The following is an 11,175-nucleotide window of genomic DNA, read 5'->3' as shown; positions in this document are numbered from 1 at the left end:
TTGCGCGACGACTCCTGTGCTTACAGAAAACGTGCAAATATAATCGAAAAATCGAATTTCGTAACTTAAGTTATTTTATTGTACCTTCATGGATTGGTGGTCGATAAGCAACCGATTTCGCCGAGATGTATGGTCTCGTTGCGGCGAAACACTGGGATGAGGATCTTTGTTCCTGCTTTTCATCTGGCGATGGCGGGAAGCCGTTCGACCGGCCTGGCATCGGGATTGGCCTACGCCTCGCTGAGGCGGCATCCGGTGCCAATACGTGCATTAGGGTGCCTGCTCGGAAGCACAGTGGCATCAATTGAATTGATGCTGATCGGCCGATCCCTCTGCGGCGTTAGTCTACGATCTATGCGGACGGCATCGATCTGCTGAAACTACGGGACATTGATGGTTGAGAGGCTGCCCGTAGCCGCAGGCACGAGCCGTCCCCGTCCCAGATGCGGCCACGCTTGGATTGCCTGGCCGGGACTTTCAGGCTCTCGCGCCGACAGGTCCGCTCGCCCCGCTTGTCGTTGACCCGCCCGCTCGCTGCCTTCAACAGCGCGCTGCTCCTGCGATAGTCGCGACCGGGCGTCGCGCCTGTGCTGCCAGCCTCATAGCCGCCGATGCCCTCAACAACCCAGCCTGAAGAAGCTCAAACAGGCTCTGAATCGAACCAGCAGCCTGTGGAGAACATAGGGCAGGTCAATCCCAGCATTGCCTCGTGGCAGGTCAGCCCTCTCGAACCGTCAGAAAAATCTGACGTCGTGCTGTCGCTTTCTCGATCTCGCCCGTCAGCTCCAGTGAAGCCCGTGACCGCGACCGAGAGGGGTTGGTACGCAATGCTGGGATCAAACTTCGCGCGAGTGGACCGCCGGATGAAGGAGAGGGCGCGCCTCTTCGTTGTGGCTGTGCTGACGGTGCCGGTCGTGCTGCTCGCGCCGCTATCGGCCTCGGCACAGGACGAGGCGCAGCCCTCGCCCGCCGCCGCCTATTCGGTCTCGCAGCCCCCCGGCGAGGTCGTGCCACCGGCCGCTCCGGCAGCGCCCGCCGCTGCACCGGCACAGATCCCGGCCGCGAAGCCAGACAAGGCCGTCCACGACCTTTCGCCGATGGGGATGTTCCTCAACGCCGATCCGGTCGTGCAGGCTGTGATGCTGCTCCTGGCCGCCGCCTCGGTGGTCACTTGGACCATCCTGCTCGTGAAGGTCCTGAGCCTCCTCCTGGCCAAGCGGGGGATGAGGGCCAGCCTCAAGGCGATCCGGGCCTCCGCCACCCTGGCGGAGGCCGGTCAGCGGGTTCGCCGCGGGGTCGGCGCCCTTCTCCTGGTCGAGGCCGAGGAGGAGTTGACCCTTTCGCGGGGCCTGCCGAGCGAGGGCGTCAAGGAGCGGGCGGCCATCGCTCTGGGCCGGATCGAGGCCATGGTCGGCAAGCGCATGGCGTCCGGAACCGGCATCCTGGCCACCGTCGGCTCGATCGGCCCCTTCGTCGGCCTGTTCGGTACCGTCTGGGGCATCATGGGCAGCTTCATCGGCATCGCCAACTCCAATACCACCAACCTCGCCGTGGTCGCTCCCGGCATCGCCGAGGCGCTGCTCGCCACAGGGATCGGCCTCGTCGCGGCGATCCCGGCCGTCGTCATCTACAACGCGCTAACCCGTTCCATCACCGGCTACCGCGCCATGACCGGTGACGCCGTGGCGCTGATCATGCGCCACCTCTCGCGCGACCTCGACCGGCGTGAGTTTGGGACCTACGGCGCCAAGTCCGGCATCCGCGTCGCGGCGGAGTAAGCCGATGGCCGTCAATCTCGGATCGAACGACGGCGGCGATCTCGCTGAGAACGCCGACATCAACATCACGCCGTTCATCGACGTGATCCTGGTGCTGCTGATCATCTTCATGGTGGCCGCGCCGCTCTCGACGGTCGACGTGCCGGTCGAACTGCCGGTCTCCGCGGCGCCACAGCAGCCGCGCCCCGACAAGCCGATCTTCGTCAGCGTCAAGGCCGATCTCGGCGTTGCGCTGGGCGAGGACGCGGTGGACCGGCCGGCCCTGGGGGCAGCCCTCGATGCCGCGACCAAGGGCAACAAGGACGAGCGCATCTTCCTGCGCGCCGACAAGGGCGTGCCCTACGGCGAGCTGATGGGGGTGATGAACCTGCTGCGCGGCGCCGGCTACCTCAAGGTCGGCCTCGTCGGCCTCGAAGACACGTCCGGGGGAGGTCAGCCGTGATCCATCCGCCGCCCGAAGCCTTCGTGCGGGCCGCCGAGCGGAACCGCGCGCATCAGGAGAGCCGCGAATCCTCGTCGGCGGTCCCGATCCTGGGCTGGGCGGCGGCGGGCCTGCTGACGCTCGGGGTTCATGTCGGCCTCTACCTCCTCCTGACCCGTCAGGCCAAGACGCCGGCTCCCCCCTCGAAATGCCCGCGGCGGTGATGATCGACATGTCGCCGGAGCCCACCGTGGCTCAGTCGGCGACGGACAACGCCAGCAACGAGCCGGAGGCACAGAACACCGAGCAGGCCGAATCGGAGCCACCTCGACGCCCAACGAGCATGTCGGCCAAAGCGTCGAGCTGATCGGGAGCGAGATCGGGCGGCTCGCGCAGGACGGCCTCGACGACGACGAGATCGACGCGGCTCGCCGCTATCTGATCGGCTCCCACGCGGTGCGTCTCGATACCTCGGCCGCGATCACCCGCCTGCTTCTGGCGATGCAGTTCGACGGGCGCCCCCTGTCATGGCTCGACGAGCGCGGACCCCGCCTCGCGGCGGTGACGTCGCAGGACATCACACGCGCGACCGCCCGCCTCTTCGGCGACGGTGGCTTGCTTGTCGTCAGCGCCGGCGGAGCGCGCTGAGCCGGAGACCCGGACCACTGGCGCACGAAGCAGCCGCGCCTTCCGCCACCTCCCCATCCTCACACGATCCGGACCGCTCGGGCGAGCGGCCGGCGAGACAGCAAGAGAAAGCTTTTCCGATGTCGCGGCTCGAACTCCTGGTCGGTGATCCGGCCCCCGCCTTTCCCGCGGCGGTGTTTCTCAAGGGTACGCCGTTCTCCGCCTTCGAGCCCGGCCACGTCTACGTCGTGGAGTGCTGGGCCACCTGGTGCGGACCGTGCCTGTCGACCATCCCCCACCTGACGCAGATGCAGAAGGATCATCCGGACGTTCGCTTCGTCGGGGTTGCGGTGTGGGAGGACGACATCGAGGCCGTCCGCGCCTTCGTTACCGAGAAGGGCGACGAGATGGGGTACGCCGTGGCCTTCGACGTCGGGGAGCCGGCCGCGAGCGGGGGCTGGATGCCGCATCACTGGCTGCTCCCCGCCTATCAGAACGGTATTCCCACCGCCTTCATCGTCGATCGCGAGGGCCGCATCGCGTGGATTGGCCATCCGGCGGTCATGAAAGAGGTTCTGCCGTCCGTGGTTGACGGCAGCTTCGATAGGCGGGCGGCCACGGACCGGTATGCCGCCTGGATCCGGGAGAGCATGACTCGTGAGAAGTCGGCCCTTCATGCGGCGGTGCAGAGCCGTCTGAAGGCGGATGATAACGCTGGCGCCATCCAGGCCTACGATGCCGCCATCGCCGAATGCCCGCGCCTGGAATCCGAGGTGGGGCTGGAGAAGCTGCGGCTCCTCCTTCGGACCCCTGATTCCGCGGCCCTGGACTACGGGAGCCGCCTGGTCACGACCTTCGGCTCCGACTTCCCCTTCCTGAAGCGGGCGACCGCATCGGAGATCGTCGGCGCGCTGGAGGACGACACCGTTCTGCACCAACGGCAGCCGCTCGCCCGGTTCGTCATCGACCTCATCCGGAATCTCGACGCGGAGAAGAGCGAGGAGGATGCTTACGAATCCTGCGTCCGCGCGCGCTGCCTCGCGATCGCCTTCCTGGAGGACGGCCAGCCGACCGAAGCCCTTCGCCAAGCCGAGGCGGCCATCGCTCACGGGCGGACGGCCGACCTTCACGAGAGAGCGCTCGAGGGTCTCCAATCCCTGGTGGACCGCTGCGCGGGCAGCGTCGCGACCCACAACCCGAAGACGCCGACCGTTGTCTGCGACGGGGACGTCTGCCGCATCGTCTAAGCTCCGGCCTCCGTCATTCTCCGACTCGCCACCACTCGAAACGCCTCACGATTCCATGACCTTCCAGACCTGGCTCGCCTTCGCGGCGGCGTCCTGCATCGTGCTCGCGATACCGGGACCGACCGCTCTCATCATCATGCGGCACGCCGCCGGGGGCGAGCGCAACCGGGTCGCTCGTGTCATCGTGGGGGCCGTTCTGGGCGACGCCGTCGCGCTGACGATCTGCAATCTCGGTCTCGGTGCGCTACTCGCCACCTCCACCGGGATCGTCACCATCCTGAAGGCTGCAGCGGCGGCCTACCTGATCGGCCTCGGCCTCAAGAGCCTGTTCGGCCGCATGCCCGCGACCGAACAGGCCCGGCCCCGTGGCGGGCGCCCCTTCCTGGGCGCCTTCCTGGTGACTGCCCTGAACCCGAAAGGCATCGCCTTCTTCTGCGTCCTGCTTCCCCAGTTCGTCGACGGGAGCGCGCCGATCCTGCCGCAGCTCGCCGTCCTGCAGGCGACGTTCTGCGTTCTCTCCCTCATGGCCGCTCTGGTCTGGGCGCTGGCCAGCATGTCGCTGCATCGCGCGGTCGTGCACGGTCCCGGCGGCCGCCTGCTCCAACGCGTCAGCGGGGGTGGTCCTGATCTGCACGGGGATCGCGCAGGTGTCCGGGCGAGCGGCCTGAAGCGCCCGGCAAAGCGCGCCGTCCCGGTGGCGCGCCTGAACCCGGCGGGAGGGTCCTAGAGGAAACCCTCACCGGCGAGGCGCGAACGGCAGGCCTCGACCCGCTCGAACGATACGGCCTCCCATGACCCGGCCCATCCAGGCCCCCGCGGACGAAGCGTCCCGCTACGTTGGGAGCGACATCCAATCCGGCGCCCTGGCGGCCGACCTGCACCGGGTCGTGGCCTGAGGCGTCCTCAAGCCCGCGCGGGCCTCTCCCGAACCTCTCAGTAGCTCCGGGTCGGACGGTCGAGCACCGCGCGGCCCATCAGGCTCGCGGCGAGATCGGCCATGACGATAGCGGTGCGACCGCGCTCGTCCAGGAAGGGGTTGAGTTCGACAAGGTCGAGGCTGCCGACCAGGCCGGAATCGTGGAGCATCTCCATGATCAGGTGGGCTTCGCGGAACGTGGCCCCGCCCGGCACGGTGGTCCCGACGCCCGGAGCGATGGAAGGATCGAGGAAATCGACGTCGAGGCTGACGTGCAGGCGCCCGCCCGCCTGCGCGACCCGCGCGAGGAAGGGCGCGAGCAGGGCGACGACGCCGTGCTCGTCGATCGCCCGCATGTCGTGAACCGTCAGCGCGGTCCCGGCCAGCGCCGCGCGCTCAGCCGGATCGAGACTGCGCGTTCCCATCAGGCAGACGTTGTCGGGAGAGATCGGAACGGGCGGCGGCGGCAGGAAGCCCGAGAAGCCCGGCCGGCCCGTGGCGTAGGCCAGCGGCACGCCGTGCAGGTTGCCGCTCGTCGTGGTGTCGAGGCTATGGAAATCCGCGTGCGCGTCGAGCCACAGGACGAAGAGCGGCCGTCCTTCCTCGGCGGCGCGTCGGCTCATGCCCATGAGAGTGCCGGCCGAGAGGCTGTGGTCCCCCCCGAGCAGGATCGGGATGCGGTCGGCGCTCTCCGCGTAGGTGAGCGCCGCGAGCTTCGCGGTCCAGGCCGTGAAGGCTGCCAAGTCGTGTATGGCCGGGTTGGGATGGGGCCGGCCCTCTCCCGGCACCACCGAGAGATCGCCGAGGTCGCGGATGTCGAGCCCGAGGTCCCGCAAGGCCTCGTGCAGGCCTGCGGCGCGGTAAGCGCTCGGGCCCATGTCGCAGCCGCGGCGGTCGGTCCCCTCGAAGGCTCGGGCTCCGATCAGGGTGCAGTATCGCATCATGGTTACTGCTCCGACGACCGGGTCGCGGAGCTTGATCCGGTTTTACGATACGGGTGCGCCGACGCCGCCGGCACCGCTTCAGCGCACGGCGCGCACCCGGTCGTCAGGAAGCGCATCATGGCATCCCGTGGGCTATCGACGTCGAGTCCACGCGCCCGAATCCAGTCCGGGTCGAGATGGGTCCCGCGATACCGCTCGCCGGAATCGCACAGCAGCGTCACCACCGAGCCGCTCCGGCCCTGCGCGGCCATCTCGGAGATCAGTTCGGCCGCTGCCCACAGGTTCGTTCCGGTGGAGGCGCCGCAGGAGCGTCCGATCACCTCCGTCAGCGCCCGCGCCGCGCCCAGACTTGCGGCATCCGGCACCGCGACCCAGCGATCGATCAGCGAGGGCAGGAACGAGGGTTCCAGCCGCGCCCGCCCGATGCCCTCGACGATCGAGGCGGTGCCGGACCGGGCGGTGACCGACGGGTCGGCGAGGTGTCGGTGGAACACCGAGGCGTCCGGGTCGGCCAAGCACAGGAGGGTGGCGTGGCCGCGGTAGCGGAGATAGCGCCCGATCGTCGCCGACGTGCCGCCGGTGCCGGCCCCCACCACGATCCAGTCCGGGACCGGGTGACGCTCCCGCGCCATCTGCTCGAAGATCGACTGAGCGATGTTGTTGTTGCCTCGCCAGTCCGTCGCCCGCTCGGCATGGGTGAACTGGTCCATGTAGAGCCCGCCGGTCTCCTCGGCGATCCGGATCGCCTCGGCATAGACGGCGCCCGGATGCTCGACGAAGTGGCAGCTCCCGCCGTACCGGGCGATCTCGGCGACCTTGGCCGGCGCGGTCGAGGCCGGCATCACCGCCACGAAGGGCAGGCCCAGCATCTGGGCGAAATAAGCCTCGGACACCGCCGTCGAACCGCTCGACGCCTCCACGATCGTGGTGCGCGGGCCGATCCGGCCGTTGCACAGGCCGTAGAGGAACAGGGAACGGGCCAGCCGATGCTTCAGGCTGCCGGTCGGATGCGTCGACTCGTCCTTCACGTAGAGATCGATGCCCGCCGAACCGCCGAGCGGCACACGGAGGAGATGGGTGTCGGCGCTGCGTGCGGCCTCAGCGGCGATGGAATCGACGGCGTCGCGGAGCCAGGAGCGATCGAAGCAAAGCCTGGCTCCTCCGATTTCGGGGGCGGAATGAAGAGGAACGCTCACGGCCGGGCTCCCGTCGGGTGCTTGGCAGCCCCCGATGGGTCGGGCGCCGCGGCGGACGCCAGATCGTCGGTTCCTGCCGCGGCCGAGCGCGCCGCGACGCGGCGTACGGTCAGGGAGCCGCCCGCCCCCTTGGCGATCTGCAGATCGGTGCCTGCGAGGGCGCGCGCCAGGGCGGCCTCGACGGTCTCGTAGCTGCGGATCGGGCCGACCATGCGTCCGCGCGCGAGGTCGGCCGGGAACACGATCGATCGCCTGCCTTGCAGAGCGATCCGGGTCAGAACCGTGGCGAGGGGGCCGCGCGGGAAATCGAAGACCCGCACTTCCTCCGCCCGTCCGGAACCGGTCGTCAGCATCACCCCGACGGCCGCCGCCCATGCGAGACGCTTCTCCCGCGTTCGCCCCGGCCTGCTCCCCATTTCCGGCCCCATCCTCTTCCGTTCCCCTCCCTGATGTCGGGCGAGGGCGGAAAAGCGTCACCGATCCGAGGGCGAAACCTCTGCGACCGGAGCGCGCGTGTCGGATGGCGGCCGAGGGGCCGACGACGCATCAGGCGACGCGAGCATTGGATCTTATCGAAGGTCGGCGGCCAACTTTCCCGGGGCCGATGCTGAAGCTCTATAACTTCGGTCAGGCCGCCGCGGCGCGTGGGCCGAGCGAAACCCAGTAATGTGTGAGGCGGCTGATCGACAGGTCGAGGGATTCCGCCAGAGCGTCCAGGGCCGCGCCCGGATCCTTCAGCGAGAAGACTCCCGTCACGCGCAGCGCCGAGACGGCGGGGTCCACCCGGATGACGCCGGGAAAGTATGGGCGCAGCTTGTCGACGATCGCGGCGAGCGGCCGGTCCTTGGCCACAAGCAGCCCGTCCAGCCACGCCGTTGCGGCGTCCCGATCCGCAACGAGACGGCGCAGGCGACCGTCACCGAATTCCAGGAGGTCGCCCGGGGCGACCGCTTGCGGGCCCTCCGCACCGAAGCCGGCGAGTTCGCCCGTTCCCTGCACCCCGGTGACTGTCACGACCTCGTTTCGGTCTTCGAGAACGAAGATTCCGGCCTGCGCGCTTAGGGTCAGAGGGCCGACGGTAACGTGGAAGGGGGTGGCCCGCGAGGCGATGCGCACGAGCACCTCGCCGCTCACGAGCTGGATGCCCCTGAGCCCTGGCTCGTAGCGCAGGTTCACCGCCGTCCTCGGCGAGAGAACGGTCTCGCTGCCATCCGCCAAGGGAACGCTCCGGTTCTGGGCGGTGAGGGTGACGTGATCGGCCAGGACGCCGCCGAGAGGAACGAAACGGTTGAGTACGCTCCCGCCGGCCGCCCCGGCTCCGAGCACGGCGCACAGCCCGGTCAGCAGCGTGCGGCGGCTCGGAGAACGCCCCCGCCTGCGTCCCAGTAGATCGGGCTGGAGCCGATGGCGGGCGGCGACGCCGTAGGGCATCATTCCGCCCTGAAGGCGAATCCAAGCCGCCTCATTGAGCGGGTCGGCCTGCAGCCAGGCCTCGAAGGCCCGGATCTGATGCTCGGACATGGGGCCCGAGCCCATCTCCACCATCCAGCCGACGGCAGCCTCGGCTCGCGGGTCCTCGAGTTGGTCGACCCCCGACATGGTTCGCACTTCCGACCGTCAGCCCTGGTTGGCGGTTGCCAGATACGTGGCGCGCAACCCCTGTGCAACGTACTTGCGCACCATGCTGATGGAGACGCCCAATTCCGCGGCAATGTCCGCGTAGGGGGCACCCTCGACCTGGCTGAGCAGGAACGCCCTGCGTGCCTTGTCGGACAGGGTGGACAGCATCGCGTCGATCGCCTGCAGAGCTTGTACGACGATGAGCCGCTCTTCGGCCGAGATATCCAGGGATTCGGGCAAGGCCGCCAACTCGGCCTCATAGCTGCGCCGCACGTCGTCTCGGCGCCTCGCATCGCAGATCAGCCGGCGGGCGACCGTCGTCATCAGCGCGCGCGGCTCGCGGACGGCGCCGAGATTCGGCATCGTCAGCAGTGCAATGAAGACGTCGGAGGCGAGATCTTCCGCCGAGGACACCGTCCAGCGCTGCCGGCCCAGCCAGCGCATCAGCCAGCCGTTGTGCTTGCGGAACATCCCATCGAGCGCCGCGCGATCCTCAACAACCACGGATGTCGCCATCCCACACTCCAACCGTCTTCAGGCGCCTGTCCTTGGTCAAAGGAACAGGCGACCACGCATATCAAGCTCGTTCCCGTTTGATGCGTGTGGAGCACATCGTGTGCCAACCACGATTTGACCACGCCGCATGCTGGAACCCTCGCGACCAGCATATGAGCCAACGGAACGCATTTGTACTATCCCAAGCAGGTGCACAAGTTTTCTTATGCAGCCCAGATCGGTGATAAACAAAAGAGTATCATTTTCCTTATTCTCACATAATTAGAATATTTGATTGGTCTTGTGGTAAAATCCGGTGTCGATCGTGATCGACTCCCACTGAGGCGGTCCGGCCTGAGGTATGGCTTTCGAGTCAGTTGGAGTTGTCCTTGTTTCTGGTACAAGTTCTTTGCAAGTTCTCGGGCTGTGACAGCGCGATCGGCGAAGGCTCGGTGCGTCAAGGCACCCAGGGCCGTAAGAGATTGATCGTCGTTGTCGTGGCACCTCCCGCCCTCGATGCGCTCACGCGCATCGGCTAGTGACAGGAACCACGAGGCGTTCAGGCTTTCCGTTCGTAGGCGGCCGTTGGACGTCTCGATGTAAGCGATGTCGGTCAGCTTCACCGGCCCGGAGAAATCCATCTCGACCCCGTTCAGGTCGGCCCAATGGTCGAGCCTGCGCTCGGCGGACTCCGGCCCGTTTTCGCTCCGTGGGCTCTTAGGCCGACCTTGCAGCCGAACTGGGTCACGAACTCATAAAGTTCGCAGTCAAACGCGCAGGGCTGCGAGCTTGACCCTCCCAAGGAAGTTGTCGGAAGTCTTGTCGTCGCGAGTGGCTCTGGAGGGGGCTCGCCGTAACGTGCCGCATCTCTGCGCTTCAGTCCTGCCGGCTTTGCTCCGACTTGGTTTGGCTCAGCGCGAAGAGCGCACTGAACGCGCCGCCTGCCGATCCAAGAACGCCTGCCAGCGCGACGGCGACAGGAGGCAGTGGCGCAAGCTGCGGCGCCCAAAGCAGCCAAAGAGTGCCGAGGGCGACGAGACCACAGCATACGCCGCTCAGCAGTGCGATGGCAACGCGACGTTTGACGAGTTGTTTGCTCATCGTCGCGTCTAGGGCGCGCTGGGATTTAATCGCGTTCTGACTGTCCTCGTCGCCACCCAGCCAGACATCGACCCGGTGATTGAGCGCACTCGGTCTTACATCGGGACTGGTGTCGTACGGGGGCGCTTCCGTTTGGCGGTTCAGCGCCTGTGCGACAGCCGGAATGATCTGTCGATAGACCATCCTGCATTTTTGTCAATTGACGCGAAAAACTGGTCGTGCTCTCATGTTATGCGGGAAGGTACTATATTGCACTGCAAATCAGCCGTCTGGCACTGCGGTAGTCAGATTTCGATGTCCACAGAGAGGATGATCGATGTCCGTTTTTCAAATACGTCAGGGTGGAACAGGCGCGATCCTTTGGACCGGCGAGGCTGCCAACGAAATCCAGGCTTTGGACGCGATGGCCCATGATGCCGGCTACCATGACCACCCCGATCTTCCGGAGAACATGCGTCGTGGACTGAAGGTTGAAGCGCTGTCGTTCGGTACAGCCCGCGGTCAGTCATCCGCTGTCAGAACGCAGGGCGGCCGGAGCGGTCAAATCGTGATGGGCACCGCGATCAACGACCGCAACCTCGGCCGAGCGGCAGGCTAGCCACCCGAAGGAGACAAGCCGCCCGGCTCGGTTACTCGGAAGCCGTTGGCGGCAGTTGCCGCGTGAAGCTACGGGAGGCGGCTCGTTCAGCTGCCTTCAACCTCTGTCGGCGCTCGACGGCGTCCACGAGCGCATCCGAGATTGCCTGCCGAAGAGCTGCTACAGCGCTGCCTTGCGATGTCCTGAGGTACTGCTCGATGAGGATCCCCACCTCGTCTGCCTGCGCCTCTGC

Annotated in this window: 14 protein-coding genes and 2 pseudogenes; 7 read left to right on the top strand and 9 right to left on the bottom strand. The window is 67.1% G+C overall.

Features of this window, described 5'->3' with window-relative positions:
• Positions 1-406: 406 nt before the first annotated feature.
• A pseudogene (locus tag M2437_RS07015) lies at positions 407-565 on the bottom strand (IS3 family transposase); the annotation flags it as partial.
• Between the two features lie 298 nt (positions 566-863).
• Between M2437_RS07015 and exbB the strand changes: the two are divergent.
• The 3 genes from exbB to M2437_RS07000 are packed head-to-tail and all read left to right on the top strand — an operon-like array spanning position 864 to position 2,423.
• A complete protein-coding gene (gene exbB, locus M2437_RS07010; RefSeq protein WP_253386930.1) occupies positions 864-1,778 on the top strand; it encodes a tonB-system energizer ExbB in 915 nt (304 codons plus the stop codon).
• A 4-nt stretch (positions 1,779-1,782) separates the two neighbouring features.
• Positions 1,783-2,220 (top strand): TonB system transport protein ExbD, encoded by a 438-nt coding sequence (gene exbD / locus M2437_RS07005; RefSeq protein ID WP_253386929.1) that lies wholly within the window; start codon positions 1,783-1,785, stop codon positions 2,218-2,220.
• Entirely contained in the window at positions 2,217-2,423 is a 207-nt protein-coding gene (locus tag M2437_RS07000; RefSeq protein WP_253386928.1) for a hypothetical protein, read from the top strand. Before exbD ends, M2437_RS07000 begins: the two co-directional genes overlap by 4 nt.
• Before the next feature lie 31 nt (positions 2,424-2,454).
• On the opposite strand, the gene M2437_RS06995 is transcribed toward M2437_RS07000, so the two are convergent.
• A complete protein-coding gene (locus M2437_RS06995) occupies positions 2,455-2,652 on the bottom strand; it encodes a hypothetical protein (RefSeq protein WP_253386927.1) in 198 nt (65 codons plus the stop codon).
• A gap of 3 nt (positions 2,653-2,655) precedes the next feature.
• Here M2437_RS06995 and M2437_RS06990 point away from each other — a divergent pair, with 3 nt between their 5' ends.
• From M2437_RS06990 to M2437_RS06980, 3 genes are all read left to right on the top strand, one after another.
• Positions 2,656-2,847, top strand: a complete 192-nt coding sequence (locus M2437_RS06990; protein WP_253386926.1) for a hypothetical protein — start codon at positions 2,656-2,658, stop codon at positions 2,845-2,847.
• A gap of 119 nt (positions 2,848-2,966) precedes the next feature.
• On the top strand, positions 2,967-4,073 hold the full coding sequence (locus tag M2437_RS06985) for a TlpA family protein disulfide reductase (RefSeq protein WP_253386925.1): 1,107 nt from the start codon (positions 2,967-2,969) through the stop codon (positions 4,071-4,073).
• Between the two features lie 55 nt (positions 4,074-4,128).
• Positions 4,129-4,800, top strand: a complete 672-nt coding sequence (locus M2437_RS06980; protein ID WP_499006574.1) for a LysE family translocator — start codon at positions 4,129-4,131, stop codon at positions 4,798-4,800.
• A 206-nt stretch (positions 4,801-5,006) separates the two neighbouring features.
• Here the strand turns inward: M2437_RS06980 and rocF are convergent, their stop codons facing one another.
• The 7 genes and pseudogenes from rocF to M2437_RS06945 all read right to left on the bottom strand — a co-directional run bounded on the left by rocF (position 5,007) and on the right by M2437_RS06945 (position 10,528).
• Positions 5,007-5,933, bottom strand: a complete 927-nt coding sequence (gene rocF / locus M2437_RS06975) for an arginase (RefSeq protein ID WP_373691087.1) — start codon at positions 5,931-5,933, stop codon at positions 5,007-5,009.
• A 2-nt stretch (positions 5,934-5,935) separates the two neighbouring features.
• Entirely contained in the window at positions 5,936-7,129 is a 1,194-nt protein-coding gene (locus M2437_RS06970; RefSeq protein ID WP_253386923.1) for a PLP-dependent cysteine synthase family protein, read from the bottom strand.
• Complete coding sequence (locus M2437_RS06965) at positions 7,126-7,545, bottom strand: STN domain-containing protein (RefSeq protein WP_253386922.1); 420 nt, start codon at positions 7,543-7,545, stop codon at positions 7,126-7,128. Before M2437_RS06965 ends, M2437_RS06970 begins: the two co-directional genes overlap by 4 nt.
• Positions 7,546-7,756: 211 nt before the next feature.
• On the bottom strand, positions 7,757-8,728 hold the full coding sequence (locus tag M2437_RS06960; RefSeq protein WP_253386921.1) for a FecR family protein: 972 nt from the start codon (positions 8,726-8,728) through the stop codon (positions 7,757-7,759).
• 18 nt (positions 8,729-8,746) lie between these two features.
• Positions 8,747-9,265 carry a sigma-70 family RNA polymerase sigma factor gene (locus tag M2437_RS06955; protein ID WP_253386920.1) on the bottom strand — a complete coding sequence of 173 codons (519 nt, stop codon included), beginning with the start codon at positions 9,263-9,265 and terminating at the stop codon, positions 8,747-8,749.
• A 389-nt stretch (positions 9,266-9,654) separates the two neighbouring features.
• A pseudogene (locus M2437_RS06950) lies at positions 9,655-9,984 on the bottom strand (integrase core domain-containing protein); the annotation flags it as partial.
• A gap of 136 nt (positions 9,985-10,120) precedes the next feature.
• Complete coding sequence (locus tag M2437_RS06945) at positions 10,121-10,528, bottom strand: hypothetical protein (RefSeq protein ID WP_253386919.1); 408 nt, start codon at positions 10,526-10,528, stop codon at positions 10,121-10,123.
• Between the two features lie 133 nt (positions 10,529-10,661).
• Here M2437_RS06945 and M2437_RS06940 point away from each other — a divergent pair, with 133 nt between their 5' ends.
• Positions 10,662-10,943, top strand: a complete 282-nt coding sequence (locus M2437_RS06940; RefSeq protein WP_253386918.1) for a hypothetical protein — start codon at positions 10,662-10,664, stop codon at positions 10,941-10,943.
• The last annotated feature ends 232 nt before the right edge of the window (positions 10,944-11,175 follow it).

Origin of the sequence: Methylorubrum pseudosasae, from assembly GCF_029504475.1 — a bacterium.
Lineage (GTDB): Bacteria > Pseudomonadota > Alphaproteobacteria > Rhizobiales > Beijerinckiaceae > Methylobacterium > Methylobacterium extorquens.
This window is presented reverse-complemented; position numbering and strand designations above follow the sequence as displayed.

What these genes read in the sequence shown, in the direction of transcription:
- exbD (WP_253386929.1), top strand. Translation starts at nt 1,783, where the DNA reads ATGGCCGTCAATCTCGGATCGAACGACGGCGGCGATCTCGCTGAGAAC.
- M2437_RS06955 (WP_253386920.1), bottom strand. Translation starts at nt 9,265, where the DNA reads ATGGCGACATCCGTGGTTGTTGAGGATCGCGCGGCGCTCGATGGGATG.
- M2437_RS06985 (WP_253386925.1), top strand. Translation starts at nt 2,967, where the DNA reads ATGTCGCGGCTCGAACTCCTGGTCGGTGATCCGGCCCCCGCCTTTCCC.
- M2437_RS06940 (WP_253386918.1), top strand. Translation starts at nt 10,662, where the DNA reads ATGTCCGTTTTTCAAATACGTCAGGGTGGAACAGGCGCGATCCTTTGG.
- rocF (WP_373691087.1), bottom strand. Translation starts at nt 5,933, where the DNA reads ATGATGCGATACTGCACCCTGATCGGAGCCCGAGCCTTCGAGGGGACC.
- M2437_RS06960 (WP_253386921.1), bottom strand. Translation starts at nt 8,728, where the DNA reads ATGTCGGGGGTCGACCAACTCGAGGACCCGCGAGCCGAGGCTGCCGTC.
- M2437_RS06980 (WP_499006574.1), top strand. Translation starts at nt 4,129, where the DNA reads ATGACCTTCCAGACCTGGCTCGCCTTCGCGGCGGCGTCCTGCATCGTG.
- M2437_RS06945 (WP_253386919.1), bottom strand. Translation starts at nt 10,528, where the DNA reads ATGGTCTATCGACAGATCATTCCGGCTGTCGCACAGGCGCTGAACCGC.
- M2437_RS06965 (WP_253386922.1), bottom strand. Translation starts at nt 7,545, where the DNA reads ATGGGGAGCAGGCCGGGGCGAACGCGGGAGAAGCGTCTCGCATGGGCG.
- exbB (WP_253386930.1), top strand. Translation starts at nt 864, where the DNA reads ATGAAGGAGAGGGCGCGCCTCTTCGTTGTGGCTGTGCTGACGGTGCCG.